General features: G+C 38.1%; 20 protein-coding genes. 6 read left to right on the top strand and 14 right to left on the bottom strand.

What is annotated here, in order from left to right; all coding sequences use genetic code 11:
- Positions 1 to 18: 18 nt before the first annotated feature.
- From ACFSAV_RS02795 to ACFSAV_RS02730, 14 genes are all read right to left on the bottom strand, one after another.
- Positions 19 to 2,793: a TrlF family AAA-like ATPase gene (locus ACFSAV_RS02795; protein ID WP_101774554.1), complete on the bottom strand. Its 2,775-nt coding sequence runs from the start codon at positions 2,791 to 2,793 to the stop codon at positions 19 to 21.
- 92 nt (positions 2,794 to 2,885) lie between these two features.
- Positions 2,886 to 6,779, bottom strand: coding sequence for a phosphoribosylformylglycinamidine synthase (purL, locus tag ACFSAV_RS02790; RefSeq protein ID WP_379095933.1), 3,894 nt, complete (start codon positions 6,777 to 6,779; stop codon positions 2,886 to 2,888).
- Positions 6,780 to 7,179: 400 nt separating this feature from the next.
- A complete protein-coding gene (gene fis / locus ACFSAV_RS02785) occupies positions 7,180 to 7,479 on the bottom strand; it encodes a DNA-binding transcriptional regulator Fis (protein ID WP_005723276.1) in 300 nt (99 codons plus the stop codon).
- Positions 7,460 to 8,458, bottom strand: a complete 999-nt coding sequence (gene dusB, locus ACFSAV_RS02780; RefSeq protein WP_101774552.1) for a tRNA dihydrouridine synthase DusB — start codon at positions 8,456 to 8,458, stop codon at positions 7,460 to 7,462. Before dusB ends, fis begins: the two co-directional genes overlap by 20 nt.
- A 242-nt stretch (positions 8,459 to 8,700) precedes the next feature.
- The gene (gene prmA / locus ACFSAV_RS02775) at positions 8,701 to 9,582 is read right to left on the bottom strand and encodes a 50S ribosomal protein L11 methyltransferase (protein ID WP_101774551.1); all 882 of its coding nucleotides are present in this window, start codon (positions 9,580 to 9,582) and stop codon (positions 8,701 to 8,703) included.
- Between the two features lie 241 nt (positions 9,583 to 9,823).
- Positions 9,824 to 11,257 carry a sodium/pantothenate symporter gene (gene panF / locus ACFSAV_RS02770; protein WP_379095930.1) on the bottom strand — a complete coding sequence of 478 codons (1,434 nt, stop codon included), beginning with the start codon at positions 11,255 to 11,257 and terminating at the stop codon, positions 9,824 to 9,826.
- Positions 11,257 to 11,511 carry a YhdT family protein gene (locus ACFSAV_RS02765; protein ID WP_379095928.1) on the bottom strand — a complete coding sequence of 85 codons (255 nt, stop codon included), beginning with the start codon at positions 11,509 to 11,511 and terminating at the stop codon, positions 11,257 to 11,259. Before ACFSAV_RS02765 ends, panF begins: the two co-directional genes overlap by 1 nt.
- Before the next feature lie 65 nt (positions 11,512 to 11,576).
- A complete protein-coding gene (accC, locus tag ACFSAV_RS02760; protein WP_101774548.1) occupies positions 11,577 to 12,923 on the bottom strand; it encodes an acetyl-CoA carboxylase biotin carboxylase subunit in 1,347 nt (448 codons plus the stop codon).
- A gap of 101 nt (positions 12,924 to 13,024) precedes the next feature.
- Positions 13,025 to 13,489 (bottom strand): acetyl-CoA carboxylase biotin carboxyl carrier protein, encoded by a 465-nt coding sequence (gene accB, locus ACFSAV_RS02755; RefSeq protein ID WP_379095926.1) that lies wholly within the window; start codon positions 13,487 to 13,489, stop codon positions 13,025 to 13,027.
- A 159-nt stretch (positions 13,490 to 13,648) separates the two neighbouring features.
- The gene (aroQ, locus tag ACFSAV_RS02750) at positions 13,649 to 14,101 is read right to left on the bottom strand and encodes a type II 3-dehydroquinate dehydratase (RefSeq protein ID WP_379095924.1); all 453 of its coding nucleotides are present in this window, start codon (positions 14,099 to 14,101) and stop codon (positions 13,649 to 13,651) included.
- A 72-nt stretch (positions 14,102 to 14,173) separates the two neighbouring features.
- Positions 14,174 to 15,160, bottom strand: coding sequence for an o-succinylbenzoate synthase (menC, locus tag ACFSAV_RS02745; RefSeq protein ID WP_379095923.1), 987 nt, complete (start codon positions 15,158 to 15,160; stop codon positions 14,174 to 14,176).
- A 2-nt stretch (positions 15,161 to 15,162) separates the two neighbouring features.
- Positions 15,163 to 15,324, bottom strand: coding sequence for a hypothetical protein (locus tag ACFSAV_RS02740; protein WP_379095921.1), 162 nt, complete (start codon positions 15,322 to 15,324; stop codon positions 15,163 to 15,165).
- Between the two features lie 66 nt (positions 15,325 to 15,390).
- The gene (gene menB / locus ACFSAV_RS02735; RefSeq protein WP_379095919.1) at positions 15,391 to 16,248 is read right to left on the bottom strand and encodes a 1,4-dihydroxy-2-naphthoyl-CoA synthase; all 858 of its coding nucleotides are present in this window, start codon (positions 16,246 to 16,248) and stop codon (positions 15,391 to 15,393) included.
- A gap of 101 nt (positions 16,249 to 16,349) precedes the next feature.
- Positions 16,350 to 17,594, bottom strand: coding sequence for a DUF2254 domain-containing protein (locus tag ACFSAV_RS02730; protein ID WP_379095917.1), 1,245 nt, complete (start codon positions 17,592 to 17,594; stop codon positions 16,350 to 16,352).
- 249 nt (positions 17,595 to 17,843) lie between these two features.
- Here ACFSAV_RS02730 and glyQ point away from each other — a divergent pair, with 249 nt between their 5' ends.
- The 6 genes from glyQ to glyS all read left to right on the top strand — a co-directional run bounded on the left by glyQ (position 17,844) and on the right by glyS (position 22,322).
- Positions 17,844 to 18,746 (top strand): glycine--tRNA ligase subunit alpha, encoded by a 903-nt coding sequence (gene glyQ / locus ACFSAV_RS02725; protein ID WP_379095915.1) that lies wholly within the window; start codon positions 17,844 to 17,846, stop codon positions 18,744 to 18,746.
- Positions 18,747 to 18,776: 30 nt separating this feature from the next.
- Positions 18,777 to 19,040, top strand: coding sequence for a hypothetical protein (locus ACFSAV_RS02720; RefSeq protein ID WP_379095912.1), 264 nt, complete (start codon positions 18,777 to 18,779; stop codon positions 19,038 to 19,040).
- Between the two features lie 17 nt (positions 19,041 to 19,057).
- Positions 19,058 to 19,681: a glutathione S-transferase N-terminal domain-containing protein gene (locus tag ACFSAV_RS02715; protein ID WP_379095909.1), complete on the top strand. Its 624-nt coding sequence runs from the start codon at positions 19,058 to 19,060 to the stop codon at positions 19,679 to 19,681.
- A gap of 162 nt (positions 19,682 to 19,843) precedes the next feature.
- Complete coding sequence (locus tag ACFSAV_RS02710) at positions 19,844 to 19,972, top strand: hypothetical protein (protein WP_379095906.1); 129 nt, start codon at positions 19,844 to 19,846, stop codon at positions 19,970 to 19,972.
- Positions 19,973 to 20,061: 89 nt separating this feature from the next.
- Positions 20,062 to 20,223 carry a hypothetical protein gene (locus ACFSAV_RS02705; RefSeq protein ID WP_379095903.1) on the top strand — a complete coding sequence of 54 codons (162 nt, stop codon included), beginning with the start codon at positions 20,062 to 20,064 and terminating at the stop codon, positions 20,221 to 20,223.
- Between the two features lie 29 nt (positions 20,224 to 20,252).
- On the top strand, positions 20,253 to 22,322 hold the full coding sequence (gene glyS / locus ACFSAV_RS02700) for a glycine--tRNA ligase subunit beta (protein ID WP_379095900.1): 2,070 nt from the start codon (positions 20,253 to 20,255) through the stop codon (positions 22,320 to 22,322).
- The last annotated feature ends 87 nt before the right edge of the window (positions 22,323 to 22,409 follow it).

Here is a 22,409-nt window from a genome sequence, read left to right as displayed (position 1 = left end):
CGCCATCTAACCATTTGATTAAAAACTATATTTCCTTTCTCTTAACTTGAATGCCTGCTCACCACCTTCTAAGATTTCACAAATATGTTCCCTAATACTTTTTTTAGCAAGAGTTAAAGTGCTTTCTTTCTCTGCTTTAATGCTTTCAATACTACCACTTATATATTCAAACTTCTTGCCATTTGTATTAAATGATTTAGAACCATGTTGATTTGCAACAATAACTAGTTCACTATCAGCATTTATAACAACATTTGGGTTGTGAGTAACCAAGATTATTTGCCGCTCTGATTTTTTCGCCTTAAGATAACTTACTAGTTCTGAATAAATAGCTCTATTATCTAGATCATCTTCTGGTTGATCAATAATAATGGGGCATTTACTATCGCTACACTCTAAATTAAGTTTTAATACTACGAATGCCTTTTTACCTTGCGACATATTATTATAGCTATCTTCATCATAGATAACATCGTATTTTAATTTAAACCAAGAGTCACTAAAAAACTTAGTAATAAATTCCTGTAGAGAAAGATTATTTCTTAGTTTTATACTCCGATTAGTTAATCCATCTCTTATTTCATTAAAAAATTGATATAGCTCCATTTTATTTTTTATTAAAGGTATTTCAGAAACTAAACGTTGAGCCAGCCCAGATCTTTGATCAATAAATCCTTCAATGAATCCTTTAAAAGAAATTACTTGAAACTCTTGACTAGATTTTATTATTAGTTGTTCTTCATTAAATGGCATTTGATTTATAGAATCAATTAAATTATCTAACTCATCAAACATTAATCGCCAATTATTTTCTATATTGTTATATTTCTCATCGGCTAATCTTTCTAATGATTTAATTTCGGTATTAATCTCTTCAATAGCAATTTTCTTAGTTTTTTCTTGCTCAAGCTGATTTAATATAGGAGTAGCTTGCAAAGATTTTTCTAATAAACTCTTAACTCTATTAAATAGAGCGTCATTCTCTATTTCGCTATTCAATATAGACAATCTATCTATCTCATCCACTAATTTGTTTCTATACTCTTTCTGACTTTCATTAATTTTACTTTCTATATATTTTGGGATATCACAAAGATCATGAGAAAGATTCCAAGGAATATCTATATATGAAGGTATACCAGGTTTAATTTGGAAGCTGAAAATATCAGCTATTCTTAGAGTATCTAACTTATTCAATATACTAGTTATCTTATCAAATTTTTCATGGTTTTCTAAAAATACCTTATTTTTATTATTATAGTATTCTAAATCCTGTTCATTTAACTCAGATAAATTGAGCTGATTAATTTTTTCATTTAAATTAGCTATTTGAGATAGAACATCATTATAATTACCAAGTTTTTCTAATGATTGATTAAGAACCTTTATCTTTTCTTGAGCATTAGAATACTCAGTTAAATTAGCAGTGTTACTAATTTTAATATTGCCTATTGCCTCATCATATTTATCAAAAATATCCGTTTTTTGTTGTAATAATATGTCCTTAATAATATCTTCAATGCCTTTATTTGTTGATTTTTGGTACATATGCCCTTGATAAAAATACTCAACTCTCCTTGAGTTATCCTCTTTCCCATCTTTCCAAATAATTTGTAAATTACTAGATAATTTTTCTATATGAGAGAGTTTATTTTCGCTTTCTTCATTTCCAGCTAAAGGCTTATTCAGTTTTTTAGCTAAGCATTGTAAAAGAGTAGATTTTCCAGATGAACGTCCACCTATAATTGTAGTTAAATTCTGATTAAAATATATATATTCATTAGCTACGTCATTATCAGCTAGATTATCTAGTTTTATATGATCAATTACTTCATAATCATTTTTAAATTCTGGAACTGTAGCGCCTATATGAACTCGACTCTCAGGTTCATAGAGAATTTGTTTTAAACCTTCAAAAGTTGGATCTGCTTTTATCCAACAATAACGTTGCTGATCGGGTTCAAAAAGCTTATTCTCAGTATGAGCATCACTTCCGTGGATACAAGGTTTCAAAAAGCCTAATCTATCAATTATTTTTTCAGAGCTATCCTTTCCATTACCTAAAAAATAATTTCGATCACTTATTTTAGATGAAAAAATTCCGTCCGCTTGTCTATAAATTGAGTCTCTCAACTCTGAATTAGAACTAGTACTACCTAAGAGTTCTTCGTGAGTTTTTAATCCTGAAACACCATCATTATCACCATTTGCAACAAAAACCAGACAATTTTCTTTTAATAATTTATTTTCGTTAATAATTTTAATTAGCCTATTATAATCTACACAAAAATGCTTTATTCCTTCAAGATATGCTTCTTCATCATTAAGTCTAGAGTTTCTATGTTTCCCTAGTTTAATTAAGCCATGTCGATTTAATGAAGCACTCGAATCAGTGCTGATAGGAAATTCAATTTTTGTAAGCAGACTATTTTCCACTTCCTCTATAAATGCTGGGTTAAATAATATATGAATATTAATCAAAGATTTTCTCGCTATTTTATCTAATCTTAACTCAATATTAGGAATAATAAAAATATCACTAACCTTATCTTTCTCATCATCTGTAAATTTATTATTTATATAAATATTCTCCTTAAAATTTAAAACTTTTTTATAATTATCAATATTAAGATAATCTGTTATCCCAATTACTTTAATATCTTTTTCAATTGCCTTTCTAAATAGAATCTCACAATATTCATTCATATCTTTAGATTCAAATTGATCATTCTTTGCTGTATTTTTAGTATGAACATGGAGATCCCAACGCCCCCATTCAGAGCCTCTCAACATATAACATTCCTTATTTTGATAACGATAAAAAATGGATAATAAATTTTTTTATTATCCATTTATTCAGAAAAATTTCAGTGAGCTAATTCACATTATTTCAAACTAATCCGTGCATTTCTAAACAATCTCATCCACGCCCCATCTTCACTCCAATCTTCTGGATGCCATGAGTTGGATACGGTGCGAAATACTCGCTCTGGATGTGGCATCATGATGGCGACTCGTCCATCTTGGTTAGAGAGTGCAGTGATACCTTCTACCGAGCCGTTCGGATTGGCTGGGTAGATTTCCGTTGGATTGAGGTTGTTGTCGATGTATTGCGCCACGATTAAGTGTTGATCTTTTAACATCTGTAACTGTTGATCATGCTTAAACTCGATACGTCCTTCACCATGCGAAACCGCGATTGGCATATGGGAACCTGCCATGCCTTGGAACCAGAGTGAGTTGGTTTCATTAATACGCACTAATGCTGCACGGGCTTCGAAACGTTCGGATTTATTACGCACGAAACGTGGCCAAGCTTCTGTACCTGGGATAATTTCAGCAAGATTGGAAACCATCTGGCAACCGTTACACACCCCTAAAGTGAGGGTGTTTGGATTGGCAAAGAATTCGCTAAATTGATCACGCAACATTGGGTTAAATAGGATGGATTTCGCCCAACCACCACCTGCGCCAAGCACATCACCATAAGAGAAACCACCACATGCCACTAACGCATTGAAGTCTTTTAAGTGATGACGAGCGTTATGTAAATCGCTCATATGTACGTCAATGGCGTCAAAGCCTGCACGGTCAAAGGCTGCAGCCATTTCGTAATGGCTATTGACCCCTTGTTCACGTAAGATCGCAATGCGCGGTTTCTTGCCAGTGACAATGTAAGGTGCAGCAATATCTTCGTTAATATCGTACGTTAGATGTGCAGAGAAACCTTTGTTGTCAGGATCTTTTTTCGCTGCGAATTCTTGGTCTGCACATTCTGGGTTATCACGTAAACGCTGCATTTGATGGGTTAATTCCGCCCAAATACCACGCAATTCAGAACGTTTTTGGCTAAATAATAATTTAGTGCCACGGGAAATCTCGATACAATCTTCTGTCGTCACTTCGCCCAATTCTTTGGTTAAGTGAATTAAACCATGTTGTGATAAAACCTCACGTACATAGCTTAAATCGCTCTCACGTACTTGAATCACCGCACCTAATTCTTCGTTAAATAACACCGCAAGATCGTTATCGCCTAATGCGCTGATATGGATCGATAAACCACAGTTACCAGCAAACGCCATTTCAGCAAGCGTTACGATTAAACCACCGTCTGAACGGTCGTGGTACGCCAATAATTTTTGCTCTGCCACCAATGTTTGCATAGCATTGAAGAAGTGTTTCAGATTTTCAACATTTACTACATCTGCTGGTTGATCACCGAGTTGTTTATACACTTGTGCAAGTGCGGTCGCGCCTAAGCGATTTTTGCTTTCGCCTAAGTCAATTAATAATAAGCGGCTGTGACCTTTGTCGGTGCGGAGTTGTGGCGTCACGGTTTTGCGGGCATCTTCTACACGTGCGAATGCACTGATGACTAAGGATAAAGGTGCCGTCACGGTTTTTTGCTCACCGTTTTCATGCCACGTGGTTTTCATTGACATCGAATCTTTGCCCACGGGAATGGTTAAGCCAAGTTGTGGACAAAGTTCTTCACCGACAGCTTTCACCGCTTGATATAAGCCGGCATCCTCCCCTTCGTGACCTGCGGCAGACATCCAGTTCGCTGACAATTTAATGCGTTTAATGTCGCCAATATTAGTTGCTGCAATATTGGTTATCGATTCTGCCACCGCTAAACGCGCCGAGGCAGCGAAATCTAATAAGGCTACGGGTGCACGTTCACCCATTGACATGGCTTCACCGTGATAGCTGTCTAAACTTGCTGTAGTGACTGCACAGTCTGCCACTGGAATTTGCCATGGACCGACCATTTGATCACGTGCCACCATACCGGTAACAGAACGATCACCAATGGTAATTAAGAAGGTTTTTTCTGCCACTACAGGTAAGCGTAACACTCGGTGGAACGCCTCTTTTAAGTCGATTTGTGAGTGCTCTAAAGCAGTACCTTCTACGGTTTTGGATATGACATCACGGGTCATTTTCGGCGTTTTGCCCAATAACACATTCATTGGTAAATCAATTGGGTTATTGTCAAAATGATCATCATGTAAGGTTAAATGCTCTTGTTCTGTGGCTTCACCAATCACAGCAAAGGGCGCTCGTTCACGCTCACAAAGTGCGGTAAATAATTCGAGTTTTTCAGGGGCGACCGCTAACACATAACGTTCTTGCGATTCGTTACACCAAATTTCTAACGGGCTCATACCACGTTCATCACTTAAGATCTTGCGTAGTTCAAATTTCCCGCCACGACCGCCATCATGTACGAGTTCTGGCATCGCATTCGATAAACCACCTGCACCCACATCGTGAATAAAGAGAATGGGGTTATCCTCACCTAACTGCCAGCAACGGTCGATCACTTCTTGGCAACGACGTTCCATTTCTGGGTTATCCCGTTGTACCGAAGCAAAATCTAAATCTTCTTTTGATTTGCCTGATGCCATGGAAGATGCTGCACCACCACCTAAACCAATGTTCATGGCAGGTCCTCCTAATACGATCAGTTTTGCCCCGACAGGAATTTCGCCTTTTTGCACGTGTTCCGCACGGATATTCCCAATCCCGCCGGCTAACATGATTGGCTTGTGGTAACCACGCACTTCTTCGCCCGCAAAACTCTTGACTTTTTCTTCATAAGTACGGAAATAACCCAATAACGCAGGGCGACCAAATTCGTTGTTAAATGCTGCACCGCCTAAAGGTCCTTCGATCATAATATCGAGCGCAGAAGCAATGCGATTTGGTTTAGACACTGGATTTTCCCAAGCTTGTTCAAAACCTGGGATCACCAAATTAGATACCGAAAAGCCCACTAAACCCGCTTTTGGTTTGGCACCACGTCCCGTTGCGCCTTCATCACGGATCTCACCACCAGATCCTGTTGCCGCCCCAGGGAAGGGTGAAATCGCGGTTGGGTGGTTGTGGGTTTCCACTTTCATTAAGATATGCGTATCTTCATTGTGATAGCGATACTGCCCATCTTGATCCGGGAAGAAGCGCCCCACTTTTGATCCTTCCATCACTGCGGCGTTATCTTTATAGGCAGAAAGCACATGATCTGGGGTTTTCTCAAAGGTATTTTTAATCATTTTAAACAAGGATTTTTCTTGTTTTTCACCATCAATGATCCAGTCTGCATTAAAAATTTTATGGCGGCAATGCTCTGAGTTTGCCTGTGCGAACATATAAAGCTCAATGTCATTTGGATTACGTCCAAGTGCAGTGAAATTTTCGAGCAAATAATCAATTTCATCTTCTGCTAAAGCTAAACCCAATTCAACATTAGCACTTTCTAGCGCTTGACGACCGCCAGTAAGAATATCAACTGTCGTAAATGGTTTTGGTTCTTGCTGGTCAAATAAGGTTTGTGCCTCTTCTGGCTTACGGATGATACCTTCTAACATTCTATCGTGAATATGTGAAACTAATTTTTGTTGCTCTTCTTCAGTTAAAGTACGTTCAAATTCAAAATAGAATGCTAATCCACGTTCTAAACGATTCACTTTATTTAAACGACAATTATGTGCAATATCTGTCGCTTTTGATGACCAAGAAGAAATCGTTCCAATACGAGGAATCACGATAAAACATTCTCCTACATGTTCATGCTCAGCGAGTGTTGGTCCATAATGCAACAGCTGATCTAATTTAGCCGTTTCTTCTTCAGTTAACGTTTCAACCAAATTCGCAAAGTGTAAATATTCGGCATAACAAGATTTCACTGGCAACCTAGATTTTTGGAAAGTCGTTGCTAATTGATTTAAACGGAATTCAGAAAGCGCAGGAGAACCACGAAAAATTTGTAACATAGGATTAGCCCTGTTGAGTTAAATAAATTGAAAAAATTGTAGGTTATTATAAAGGAAATTTACTTGAAACGAAAACGTTTGCGCAGATATTTATATCCCACCCAGCGAGAATCAAAGTGCGGTCAATTTTGGCAAAATTTTATAAGATAGCTTGTTATTATGTCAGCAAATACAACAAGTACCATTTGAAATGATTGTGGCAACACAATAGCTTGTGTCTGCAAGTTAAAATCATTTATTTAAAATTGCTGAATACAAACATGATGCTCTTTATTAGAACAAGATTTCAGCTTTTACTAACTCGCTAAAATGATTGATGAACAAACTGGAGCTATATAGAAAAAGGCGAACCTAAGTTCGCCTTCTCTAACTAAAAATTAATTAAAAATACAATGGCTAATTAACCCATGCCGTATTTTTTTAGTTTTTTACGTAAAGTTCCGCGATTAATGCCTAGCATTGTCGCTGCACGAGTTTGGTTACCACGCGTATATTGCATGACCATATCTAGCATAGGGTGCTCAACTTCCGCTAATACCAATTCATAAAGCTCATTGACATCCTGACCATCTAATTGCGATAAATAATTTCGCAATGCTTGTTTCACTGAATCGCGTAATGGTTTATTTGTTACCTGAGATTGTGAATTTAACACTGATACAGTTAATGCATCAGCTGGATTACGTTGTTGTTCTAACATTTTTTTCTTTATCCATCAGAATCAAATTAAAAAAATCTTCTAAAGCAATCAATTGTTCTTTGGGATCAGTAATTGCATTAAAAGCCTGTCTAAAAACGGGATTAGCTTGAATTCCCTGTAAGTACCAAGCAACGTGTTTACGTGCAATACGACATCCTTTCTCTGCACCATAAAAATGGTGAAGGTCTTGGATATGCTGTAAAATCACATTACATTTCTCGTTTAAACTTGGCTCTAAAACAATCGAGTCTTTTTCAATTAAGCCTTCCATCACTTGGAAAAGCCACGGATTGCCTAATGAACCACGTCCGATCATTATTGCATCTGCGTTGGTATAGTTGAGAACATACTTTGCTTTTTCAGCAGAAGTAATGTCGCCATTAGCTATGACAGGAATAGAAATTTGTTGCTTAACCGCTTTGATATTGTCATATTCAGCTTCCCCCTCGAACATACAACTCCTTGTTCGCCCGTGGATAGTTAAAGCTTGAACACCACATTGCTCTGCAATTCTAGCGATTTCGACACAATTTCGGTTATCTCGATCCCAACCAGTTCTTATTTTTAAAGTGACTGGCACACAAACAGCATTAACAACAGCATCAAGAATACGTTTAACCAAATCAGGATATTGTAAAAGTGCAGAGCCAGCCATTTTACGATTTACTTTTTTGGCAGGACACCCCATATTGATATCAATAAGTTCTGCCCCATACTCGACATTGACTTGAGCAGCTTTCGCCATTTCATCAGGATTACAACCTGCTATTTGCACAGCATTAATTCCCGCCTCTTGGTGATGAGCCAAACGCAGCTTCGATTTTTCTGTATGCCAAACTTGTGGATTTGTTGACATCATTTCGGAGAAAGTTAAGCCTGCCCCATAATGAGCACAGATTCGCCGAAAAGGTTGATCAGTAATTCCCGCCATTGGGGCTAACAGAATGCGATTTTTAAGTTGATAAGAACCAATTCGCATTTACTACCTCTCAAACATCATAAATCCTGATATTATCAGTTTGACACCCACCCTAACCGACAAGGGTCGCTATAATACGCACTTTTGCCTCATTTGCAAAGCATATTTTTTATACAAAAAGCATTTTTTTTATGTTTTTTGATTTTTATTAACAATGCAACCGTTTTCTTGATTAAAATTTAAATAAAACTTGACAATTTATTGTTCAGTTCAATTTTTGTACTAGAATATAGCTTCATTATCTATTTAATTTTTCCCGTAATCCGACACCATTCTTCGCGTTCTTGCACAGGTTCTAAAGCAAATTTTTGTGCATAAGCCTCACAAACAGATGATGCTTGCGTCGCTAAAATACCAGAAAGCCCTAAAACGCCATTGGTGTTAACAAGTTGACTAATCACGGGATAAAGCGCTTTTAAAGGACCTGCGAGAATATTTGCAACCACAACATCCGCTTTTAAATCTGTAGGTTGATCATCAGATAAAAATAACTGTAAGCGATCTGCAACCCCATTTTGTTCTGCATTATTACGGCTTGCTAGAATAGCTTGTGGGTCGATATCAATACCAATTGCGCTTTTAGCCCCTAATTTCAATGCTGCAATCGCAAGAATGCCTGAACCACAGCCAAAATCAATGACCGTTTTATTGGTTAAATCTAAACCATCTAACCATTCTAAACATAATGCAGTGGTCGGATGTGTCCCTGTTCCGAAAGCTAAACCAGGATCAAGCATCACATTGACTGCATTTTCATCAGGAACCTCACGCCAACTTGGACAAATCCATAAACGTTGACCAAATTGCATTGGATGAAAATTATCCATCCATTCCCGTTCCCAATCCTTATCTTCAATTTGCTCAATTTTATATGCAGAATTAGCATCAAGATATTGCGCTTCTCTAAGGTTCTCAACGATTTGCTGCATATCAGTTTCAGCATCAAATAATGCAACGACATCAGTATTACCCCATAAGCGCGTTTCACCCGGTAATGGCTCAAAAATTGGTGTATCTTGACTATCCATAAAAGTGACAGATACTGCACCAATTTCTTCTAAATAATCACTCATTGGTTCTGCTTGTATATTTGTACTATTAATTCGAATCTGGATCCAAGCCATAATGTTTTCCTTTATTACCTTTATAACTATCCTTTTCTCTTAAGCTACCTGAATATAGCGGATTCTTTGATTCAATTTGAGATAGTTACTTTAACTAAGTTAGCAACTACAACATTCACTATAAAAAATTGTGTGAAAAAGAGAAAAGTAACTTAATCAGGATATTATTTATTCGTTTCACTTAGTCAAAACTGCAATAGCAGTATTCAAACCTAAGTATTTAACTCATTCCCAATATTTTTTAAAACTTAATTATCTTCTTCTCACCAACCTTATTCCCAACTAGAAATGCCACTAATCCGAATACTAATGAAGGAACAATAGCATGGAAATTAAATAATTTAATCGAGAATGAAGTGAGCAAAATATAAGTTGCTAAACCGACTACCATTGAGCTTATCGCGCCATAAGCATTTGCTTTATCCCAATATAAACCAAGGATAATCACCCATAAAAACGCAGCTTCTAACCCACCAAAAGCAAATAAATTTAGCCAAATAATCATATCAGGTGGATTTAATGCGGCGAGAATTAAAAGTGCGGTCAAAATTAGCGTAATTAGAGAAGAAAGCCAGCTAATTTTACGCTGATTCTGTGCCATTTCAGGTTTAGCAGATAAATAAAGATCTTTAACAAAGATCGATGAAGATTGAATTAATTGTGCATCAATGGTCGACATGATGGCAGACATGGGTGCCGCTAAAAAGATACCAGCAACAATAGGTGGCAAGACTCGTAGCATTAAACTTGGAATTACTTGGTCTGGAATAGTTAAATCAGGCAAAACTACACGACCTAATGCACCTGACAAATGCATACCGAGCATAACAATACTTAACACGATAGTCCCAATTAACATACCACTATGTAAGGCTTTACTATCTTTAAACGCCATACAGCGTACGGCAGTATGTGGTAAACCAACTACACCAAAACAAACTAAGATCCAAAAAGATGCCATAAATTGAAAATCAAGCATCTCATTCGGTCCATAGGGACTAACTAAATCAGGATTAATTTCTGTCAATTTTTGCACCGCACTTTCAACACCACCAGCTGCATAAACAACGCCACCAAGTAGAATCAGCGTACCAAAAATCATGACTGTCCCCTGAATCGTATCTGTCAAGACGACAGCACGAAAACCGCCAATGAAGGTATAAATTCCGACAGTTAAGGCAAAAATCAGTAATGCGCTACGGTAATCAATGCCAATCGTACTTTCTAATAATCTTGCCCCCCCAATAAACTGTACTGTCATCGCAGCAAAAAATGCGATTAACAGCGCAATACTGGCAACCCAAACCAAATACTTATTTTTATAGCGATGAAGTAACAAATCGTTAATAGTTAACGCTTTGCTTTCACGTGAAAGAAGTGCAAATTTTTTACCTAAAGCACCTAATGCAAGCCAAACAGCTGGTACTTGAATCATCGCTAACAATACCCAACCTAAACCAAATTTATAAGCAGCACCAGGTCCGCCAATAAATGAGCTTGCGCTCGCATAGGTTGCTGCTGTTGTCATGGCTAGCACAAACCCTGTCATAGAACGACTGCCCACATAATATTCTGTTAAAAAATCCCCTTTTTGACGTTTTACATAAGCATAAATCGCAGCACCAAATACAAAAGTTAAATAGATAACTAAAGGGAACACAATACCTAAATTCATTATTGTTGCTCCTCTTGCTCATGCTCTAAATCCATATCTTGATAGACGATTTTAATGACCCAATAAGCAACCACAATAAATAAGATAGGTAAATAAATACATGCTAATTCAAACCATAACGGAAATCCAATGGGTCCTGAAGTTCCTTTCGGTAAGTAAGCACACAAACACCAACCTATTACATACAAAATAGTTAAGCCTAATGCCCAACGAGCTTCCTTAGTAGCTTGTTTATAACGAGAAAGTTTGCTCATAAAATCATCCATATATAAAAAAAGTGGAGCAAATCCACTTTTTTGTTTAACACAAGCATGATTAATTAATCACGCATACCTAATTTCTTCTCAAGGTAATGAATATTCGTTCCACCTTGTTGGAAATTTTCATCTGCTAAAATTAATTCATGTAATGGAATATTCGTTTTAATTCCGCTAATAATGGTTTCACCTAATGCATTTTGCATACGACGAATAGCAACTTCACGAGTATCACCATACGTAATCAATTTAGCAATCATTGAATCATAATGTGGCGGTACGGTATAGCCTGCATAGACATGAGAATCCCAACGCACACCTAATCCCCCTGGCGAATGTAAATGCTCTACTTTGCCTGGTGAAGGCAAGAACGATTTTGGATCTTCTGCATTAATACGACATTCCATAGCATGACCACGTACTTTAACATCTTCTTGTTTAATCGACAGTGGCAAACCTGCTGCAATACGTAATTGTTCTTTAACCAGATCCACGCCTGTAATCATTTCTGTGACTGGATGTTCCACTTGAATACGGGTATTCATTTCGATGAAATAGAACTCACCATTTTCATATAAGAACTCAAAAGTACCCGCGCCACGATAACCAATTTCAATGCAAGCTTTTGCACAGCGTGTACCAATATCACGGCGCACTTCTTCAGAAATACCTGGCGCAGGTGCTTCTTCCACGACTTTTTGATGACGGCGCTGCATTGAACAATCACGTTCCGCTAAATAAATTGCATTACCATGTGTATCTGCTAATACTTGAATTTCAATATGACGTGGATTTTCTAAATATTTTTCCATGTATACCATGTCATTATTAAATGCCGCCTTAGCTTCCGCTTTAGTCATTGCAATAGATTCTTCTAAAGAAGATTCATCACGCACAACACGCATACCACGACCACCACCGCCGCCAGATGCTTTAATAATTACAGGATAACCAATACGTTTCGCAATTTCTTTATTTTTTGCCATGTCAGAACCAACTGGTCCATCAGAACCGGGTACGCAAGGTACGCCAGATTTCTTCATCGCTTCAATCGCGGAAACTTTATCTCCCATTAAGCGAATCACATCTGCTGTGGGTCCAATAAACACAAAGCCGGATCGCTCTACTTGCTCAGCAAAATCTGCATTTTCAGATAAAAAGCCATACCCCGGATGAATTGCATCAGCCCCCGTCACTTCGGCTGCGGCAATGATCGCTGGAATATTAAGATAACTTTTCGCTGAAGGCGCAGGACCAATACAAACAGTTTCATCAGCAAGTAAAACATGTTTTAATTCACGGTCTGCTGTGGAATGCACCGCAACGGTTTTAATGCCTAATTCTTTGCAAGCACGCAAAATACGTAGCGCAATTTCACCACGATTGGCAATAACAACTTTCTCTAACATAAGAAAATTCCACTTGTGAGTTAAATAGTAAAATCACTATTTAAAATAAATTAATATGAAAAATAAGCGATATGATATCGCTTATTTAGAGTTATTTTTGATTATTCAATGATGATAAGTTTTTCATCAAATTCAACTGGTTCACCATCATTGATTAAAATCGCTTTGACCACACCCGCTTTATCTGCTTCGATACGGTTCATCATCTTCATGGCTTCTACAATACAAAGCGCATCACCTACTTTCACGCTTTGACCCACTTCGACGAACGGTTTCGCTTCAGGGCTTGGGCTGCGATAAAAAGTACCTACCATTGGTGAACGAATTGCATGACCTGTCACAGCTTCACTTGCTACAGGTGCTGCTGGTGTTGGCACACTTGGTGTTGCTGCTACAGGTGCTGGTGCCGCAACTGGTGCTTGCACAGGTACACTATATTGCACAGCTGTCGGCGCAGCAGAACCACGATTAATGCGAACAGACTCTTCTCCTTCGGAGATTTCGAGTTCCATAATGCCTGATTCTTCTACTAATTCGATAAGCTTTTTAATTTTACGAATGTCCATAATCTATGTCCTAACTTATTATTTTTTGACCGCACTTTTCTATCACTCAAGTGTCATATTCCAGTGCAAGTTGGTTAATTCTACATCTCGTGCGAGAGATTACCTGAAAAAGAGTAACTTTGCGATAAAATTCTGCAAATTTACGTTATTTTCTTTAATCTAACGTGTTTTAAACAGAAAATCTCGTGCAAACTGTAATGCAAATTCATATCCCTGAGCGCCTAAGCCACAAATAACTCCCTCAGCCACATCACTAAAATAAGAATGGTGACGGAAAACTTCACGCTGATGAACATTCGAAAGATGTACTTCGACAAAAGGAATCGCAACCGCTAATAAAGCATCACGTAATGCAATACTCGTATGCGTAAATGCGGCTGGATTGATAATAATAAAATCCACTTGTTGAAAACTTTGATGAATTTTCTCAATCAATTTTTCTTCACTATTGGATTGAAAACAGTCTAACTGCAATTGATACTGGTCTGCTAATGCATGTAAATGCTGTTCAATTGCAGATAAAGATAAACGCCCATAATGCTTAGGTTCGCGTGCCCCTAACATATTCAAGTTTGGACCATTTAACAGCAAAATTCGTGATTTTTGCGCCATAATGCTTTCCTAATTTTAAAACTTAAAAATTATAACTGCTTTTTCTAAAATAACAGTAATTCGCTGGTCTTATCAGTCCATAGCTAAAGGTTCGACAAATTCTGAATCCAACCCAACTAATGGCAAACTCGAACCCTGCCATGCGCGAACTAATTGGTAGTCCATTAAATCTAGTGTATCCAAACCAGGCACCGTATTTGGTGTATATTGTTGAGCAATACGTGCTAATTGTGTCAACCCCAAACTACTTTCAATTGAAGAACTAATGACAGCTTTTAAACCGCATTGGTGGGCTTGTTCAATTAATTGGATACAGCGTTGTAACGAACCAACTAATGTCGGTTTTATCACAAGAGCTGCTAAATTGGCTTGTTTTTCTACACAAAAATCTGGTTCACGCACAGTTTCATCCCAAGCAATAGCGATACCTGTATCTTGTGCAAATTGCAAGCTTTCTGCTGGCGTTTTACAAGGTTCTTCTAAAAATTGGATACGTGCACGATGTTCAGGCTTAACATATTTGGCAAACATTTGTGCTTTAGTCAGTGTCCAGCTACGATTTGCATCAAGTCGTAACTGTAAATCTGGAATGGCTTCTAATAACATATCTGCAATCAAACCATCGCGATTGGCTTCATACATACCCACTTTTATTTTAGCTACTTTCTCACCTTGCATTTGATTAAGTGGCGCATAAAGTTCATCAGGATCGCCATAGCACAGCGGCGCAACTTGATAATTGCCAGCTTCACCAAGCAAGCCTTTCATTTCAGCCAACGCACAACTTAATCCAAATGCCACTGAAGGATATAAATGTTCTAACGATAATTTATTTGTCGTCATAGTCCATTCTTTTAACCAAGCAACCGTTTGTTCAAGTGCCTGCTCTAACGTTTCTTGACTAAATTCAGGTAAAGGTGCAATTTCGCCCCAACCTTGTGCATCATCACAACAAACTTGAACCAAAAGCCCTTCACGCTTTTTCAAAAAACGATGGCGTAAAATCAGCTGACTATCGACAGGAATTGAATATTTATATAAATGAAATGTTCTAACCATGATTATTGTTCACATATTTTTGTCACTTCATTGTAGTGACCACCATAATCTAAGCATCTATCTTTGGCATCATTGCTTAACACAAACATTCCACCTATAAACAATAGGGCAACGACAAACATCATGATTAAGCTATAAAAAAAGATTTTTTTCCAAGAAAACATAGACTTCATTCCTTATGTGTTGAAAAGTGCGGTCAAAATTTACTAAATTTCAACCACACTAGATAATTATGGATTACGTTTAAACTTACTAAAATCAGGTGCACGTTTTTCATTAAAAGCGTTACGCCCTTCTTGTCCTTCTTCAGTCATATAGAATAACATAGTGGCATTGCCTGCAAGTTCTTGTAAACCCGATTGACCATCACAATCCGCATTTAAGGCAGCTTTTAAGCAACGTAATGCGATTGGGCTATTGCGCAGCATTTCACGACACCAACGTATGGTTTCTTTTTCTAAATCAGTATAAGGCACAACAGTATTCACTAAGCCCATTTCCAACGCTTCTTTAGCGTCATATTGACGGCATAAGAACCAAATTTCACGCGCTTTTTTCTGACCAACAATACGCGCCATATAGCTTGCTCCCCAGCCGCCATCAAATGAGCCCACTTTTGGTCCAGTTTGACCAAAAATTGCATTTTCTGCAGCAATCGTTAAATCACAAATCATATGTAACACATGACCACCACCGATTGCATAACCTGCAACCATCGCAACGACAGGTTTCGGACAAGTGCGAATATCACGTTGAAAATCCAATACATTTAAATGGTGTACACCACTATCATCTTTGTACCCACCGTAGTTACCACGTACTTTTTGATCACCGCCAGAACAAAACGCTTTCTCTCCTTGTCCTGTTAAAACAATCACACCAATTTTTTCATCAAAACGCGCATCTGAAAAAGCCTGAATCATTTCTTTTACTGTTTGAGGACGAAAAGCATTACGTACTTCAGGGCGATTAATAGTAATTTTAGCAATACCATCAACAGATTTATGATAAAGGATATCCGTATATCCTGTACTGCAATCTTGCCATTCAATCGGTGCATAAAGTACATCATCTTTTGGATTTTGCATGATAAATTCCTTCAAATTGTTTTTAGTATAAGACAAAGTGCGGTCATTATAGCGGAAGTTTTGACCTGCCGTCATTAATTCTTCATCGCACTTTTATCTGCTTATGCCTGTTCAAATAATACTTGATGCTTTTGTATTAGTAGGTTTAATTCAGGTTCAAACGTCATTTCATTTTTCGCACGTGCTAAAGCAAGTTGTGCCATCTCAAATGCAGCTTCTACAATTGCAGGTTCTGATACATTACGCCAAATTCCCGCTAACACTTTCTGCATCACTAAATTAACTTCTAAAATACCTGCGCCATCACGAGATATAGGAGAAAATCCATCACGAATTAACTCGCAAAAATCAAGCGTTTTAATAGACAAACGATCATAACCCACATCATCAGATTGTGGCGCAATTTGGTCGTTTAACAACAATGACATCATTATCGTCATGACATTAATTGCCGTACCAGGATCATTCACTGCTGGGGATAATGCACGTTGTGCTGCTTCGCTTAATACAATAAATCCCCAATGTGGATCTTGCTCAAAAGTTCTTTCACGAGCAAAAACAAAACTCTGTTGTAATACCGCAATATCTTCCATCTCTCCATCAATTAAACAAAGTACTGTATCTGGTGTTATTAATTCACCGGGACGTACATTAATATGGATAGCACAATCATGCTGCTGCGCTTGAGATTGTAAAGTTTGCATATCAATATGTGTTAAATAGCCGCTACATCCTGCTCTTAGTGGCTTTGCGTAAGGGCTTAACTGACTGACTCGCGTTGCTTGCATACTTGGTGCTAAACGGTATTGGTGTAATGCTTTTGCAGTCACTTTTTCAATTTTACTTAGCGTATTCCCTAATCGTCCTAATTGAGATAAGGTGTAAACCCAGCGAATCAAAGTGACAATTAAATAAGCTAATACGGCAACAGTACTAATAAACAAAATAAAACGCCCATTTTGCTCATAAAACTCCATACCCAATGCAGTTTTAGCAATAATGGCGTAAATAAAAGCACAAATGAAACTAGTGATAGCTGTGCGTGTATTCTGATCGCCCATCACTAAATCCGTCGCACGCGGTGTTGCATTACTTGCAGCAGAAACAAAGGCTGACACCATAATAGATAAAGAAAAAGTACTTACTGCAAGCATACTTGACGCAATCACATCCAATAAACCATCTAAGGTATCTTGAGTGATATCGGGTAGAATGCCTGCTTTTAATGTTCTTGCCCCCAAACGTAGCGAAAAAACAAAACTCACTGTAACTAACGCCCAAATCGCAGGCGTCACCCATAGTTGATTACTTGGTTTTTTCAATGTTAACAACCATTGGTACATCATAAGCAAGCTCCTCAATATATGCCTAAAAGATGACCAAGTTTACCTGAAAAGCTGCTTATTGTCAGGCAAGTAAAATTGCTCCATTTTGTTCGATTAAGCAAAACTTTGCTAAAATAGACCGCACTTTATTGAAAAGGCACAAAATGCGTACTACACACTAGAGATTACTCTTTATCCCCAAGCGACTTTCCCCTATAATAGAGCGTATTTTTCGATCTATTTTTAACCTAATTTTATCAAGAAACTATTATGACAAAATTCAATGTTAACACTTTTCAAGGTATGATCTTGGCGCTGCAAGATTACTGGGCGCAACAAGGTTGTACAGTTGTGCAACCTTTTGATATGGAAGTTGGAGCTGGGACTTCACATCCGATGACTTGTTTACGCGCTTTAGGTCCTGAACCAATGGCGTTTGCTTATGTACAACCTTCACGTCGTCCAACGGACGGGCGTTATGGTGAAAATCCGAATCGTTTACAGCATTATTACCAGTTTCAAGTCGTCATAAAACCCTCACCCGATAATATTCAAGAACTCTACTTAGACAGCTTAAAAATGCTTGGTTTTGACCCCACTCAAAACGATATTCGTTTTGTGGAAGATAACTGGGAAAACCCAACTTTAGGCGCTTGGGGGTTAGGCTGGGAAGTTTGGCTAAACGGTATGGAAGTCACCCAGTTCACGTATTTCCAACAAGTCGGCGGATTAGAATGTAAACCTGTTACAGGTGAAATTACCTATGGTTTAGAGCGTTTAGCGATGTATATTCAAGGTGTAGACAGTGTGTACGATCTTGTCTGGTCCGATGGTCCATTAGGTAAAACCACTTATGGCGACGTTTTCCACCAAAACGAAGTGGAACAATCGACTTATAACTTTGAATATGCAAACACTGATTTCCTATTCTATTGTTTCGATCAATATGAAAAAGAAGCACAACAATTATTAGCATTAGAAAAACCATTACCACTCCCTGCTTATGAACGTATCTTAAAAGCAGCACACAGCTTCAACTTATTAGATGCGCGCAAAGCAATTTCAGTCACCGAACGCCAGCGCTATATTTTACGCATCCGAGCATTAACCAAAGGTGTGGCTGAGGCTTATTATGCAAGTCGTGAAGCATTAGGATTCCCAGGTTGTAAATAAAGTGCGGTCGATGTTTTAGGAATTTTCACAATGAGCAAACTGGTTTTATTCTTTGCTGACTTTTGCCCAGATACTATTCCATTTGTGGCTGAGTTAAACCGCTTAAATGTGAAATATGAAGCAGTAGAAATCATGTCATCTATGGCAAATTTCAAACGCTTTTTAAAATTGCGTGATCATCATCCTGCTTTTGAAAATGCAAAAGTCAACGGCTATATTGGTATTCCCGCGTTGTTACTGGCAGACGAACAAGTGATTTTAGATATCGACCAACTACAAGATATTTTCAGTTAAACATTCAGGAGCAAAAAATGAAACTCTGGCATTCCACTACTAGCCCTTATGTACGCAAAGTGATGGCTGTAATTAAATATCACCAGCTAGACGATCAAATTGAATTACAGACAATTCAATCTTCTTTTGATCCTAACTCACCACATAACCAAGATAATCCACTTGGTCGAGTACCTGCGTTACAACTGAATAACGGTGAATGGCTGTATAACAGTCATGTGATTTGTGAATACCTTGATCATCTTGGTGCACAACATAAGCCAGCGCGTCATTTATTGCCTCGAGATAGCAAACGTTGGAAGGTGTTGCAACTACATGCCTTAACTGACGGCATTATGGAAAACACCTTACCGATTATTTCCGAACGTTTGCTCCGCCCTGAAAATGAGTGGTGGGTAGCTCGCCATCAACAATTAACCGAACGCAATATCCGCAGTTTCAAAGAGTTAGCACGTTATTTGGTACAATTCGGCGATGAACTAAATTTAGGCACCATTTCTGCCGTGTGTTTAATTGATTGGTATGCTTTGCGTGGCGAAAAACTCGGTGTCAATCTTCACGACATCGCACCGCACTTAGTGCAATGGGCAGTGAAGATGAATGAGAAATATACGGAACTGAACGAAACGCTGCCGAAATGAGTGATGCATTGATAGTATATATCTTAATGAAGCGAATAAAATAAAGGCACTCATTAGACTACAAGTGCTATCAAATGAAATACCACTAGTTTTCGTTATATTGAAGATTTAGCAAAATCAAAGTGCTATAAATACTAAATTATGTCGACAAGGAGAAACTAAATGTTAGTCATTAATATGAAGGAAGACCTTGAAAGAGCTCTGAATAATAAAGAACCGAGTTTCATTATTGAGGGAGAATTAGCCGAAAAAATAAAAAAGCCAAAAAGATTACCACAATCAATAAATTGACTTTAGTCGCATTTGCTATCGTCCTTGCTGTAGCATTCATCCTATCAGCGACTGACGAACTATTCGAAATAACAAGGGACACAATATTAATGGCTATCGGCATACTTATAGGACTTGAAATCGCGATTATATTGGCTGTTCTTTTTGGCGAAATGACTTTAGCTATGATGCTTTATAAAAATTATCATACTGAATTTGGAACAGATCTTAAAACAGAAAAAATAACAATTAAATGTACGAGAAAGAAATAGAATCTTGATATTTTTTAAAGAGAAACACAATGACAACACAAAACTTCCTCGCCGAGATCGGCACTGAAGAGTTGCCACCGAAGGCACTCAAGAAATTAGCGACTGCATTCACAGAGAATGTGGAATTGGAGTTAAACCAAGCAGGTTTAACTTTTGACAAAGTAGAATGGTTTGCGACCCCCCGTCGTTTAGCGGTGAAAGTGTTAGGATTAGCCACAGCTCAACCAAGCAAACAAATTGAAAAACGAGGTCCTGCGGTATCAGCGGCATTTGATGGTGAAGGTAAGCCAACTAAAGCGGCTGAAGGCTGGGCGCGTGGTTGTAGTATCAGTGTAGATCAAGCGGAACGCATTGCCACTGATAAAGGTGAATGGCTTGTGCATCGTGCAACGATCGAAGGCCAACCGACTAAACATTTATTAAAAGATATTATCGCTAGTGCCTTAGCAAAATTACCCATTCCAAAACCTATGCGTTGGGCAGACAAAACCGTACAATTTATCCGTCCTATTCATACTGTCACTATGTTATTGGGGGATGAGTTAATTGAAGGTGAAATCTTAGGCGTACAAAGTGCTACTACTATTCGTGGTCACCGTTTCTTAGGTGAACGTGAATTCCAAATTACTCACGCTGACCAATATCCACAACTGTTAGCGGAAAAAGGTTCAGTGATTGCTGATTTCAACCAACGTCGTGAAATGATTTTGGCAAAATCGCAAGAGAAAGCCACCGCACTTGGCGGCGTGGCGGATATTGAAGACGATTTACTTGATGAAGTGACTTCGCTTGTGGAATATCCAAATGTACTAGCGGCTAAATTTGAAGAGCGTTTCCTTGCTGTGCCTGCGGAAGCCTTGGTTTACACCATGAAAGGTGACCAAAAATATTTCCCTATTTATGACAAAGACGGCAAATTGTTACCGCACTTTATTTTCGTGTCGAACATCAATCCAGAAGACCCAAGCAAAATTATTGAAGGTAATGAAAAAGTGGTTCGTCCACGTTTAACCGATGCCGAATTCTTCTTCAAAACCGATTTAAAACAGCGTTTAGAAGATCAGCTTCCACGCTTAAAAATGGTGTTGTTCCAACAACAACTTGGTACATTACGTGACAAAACGGCACGAATTGAACAACTTGCGGGGGAAATCGCTAGACAAATCGGCGCAGATGAAACTAAAGCAAAACGTGCGGGTTTATTGTCAAAATGTGACTTAATGACCAATATGGTATTTGAGTTTACTGATACACAAGGCGTAATGGGAATGCACTATGCACGTCACGATGGCGAAGATGAAGAAGTAGCCGTTGCCTTAAATGAGCAATATATGCCACGTTTTGCTGGTGATGAATTGCCGAAATCGTTAGTCGCCAGTGCAGTTGCCTTAGCAGATAAATTCGATACGCTCACAGGGATTTTCGGTATCGGGCAACAACCCAAAGGCAGCGCAGACCCATTCGCTCTACGCCGTGCAGCTTTAGGTGTTCTGCGGATTATCGTTGAGAAAAACTTACCGCTTGATCTGACTGAAATTGTGAAAAAATCTACCGCACTTTTCGGTGACAAACTTACTAATGTAAATGTAGTGGAAGAAGTGGTAGACTTTATGCTAGGTCGTTTCCGTGCATGGTATCAAGATGAAGGCATTGCAATAGATGTCATCCAAGCAGTACTGGCTCGCCGTCCAACTCGTCCAGCAGATTTTGATGCTCGTGTACGTGCAGTTTCACACTTCCGCACTCTTGATGCAGCAGAAGCCTTAGCCGCGGCAAATAAACGTGTAAGCAATATTTTGGCAAAAGTTGAAGGTGAATTAACAGCAAACATTGATATGGCATTATGTGTTGAAATAGCTGAAAAAGTCTTAGCAGAACAAGTACTTGCTTTACAGACTGAATTAGCCCCATTATTTGTCGAAGGCGAATATCAAACCGCGTTAGATCGCTTAGCCGCATTACGTGAGCCTGTAGATACCTTCTTCGATAATGTAATGGTGAATGCTGAAGATCAGAAATTACGCCAAAATCGTTTAGCAATCCTGAATAATTTACGTAATCTCTTCTTACAAGTTGCAGATATTTCATTACTTCAATAGTCAGTAATAAAACTTAAAAATAGCGCTGTTAACTCAGCGCTATTTTTTTATTCTTGAAGCAAAAAACTTGATAAAAATAAACCGCAC

The sequence above is a fragment of the Pasteurella oralis genome, from assembly GCF_042681465.1.
Lineage (GTDB): Bacteria > Pseudomonadota > Gammaproteobacteria > Enterobacterales > Pasteurellaceae > Pasteurella > Pasteurella oralis.
The sequence above is the reverse complement of the archived record's forward strand: the minus strand, read 5'-3'. Positions and strand labels throughout refer to the sequence as shown.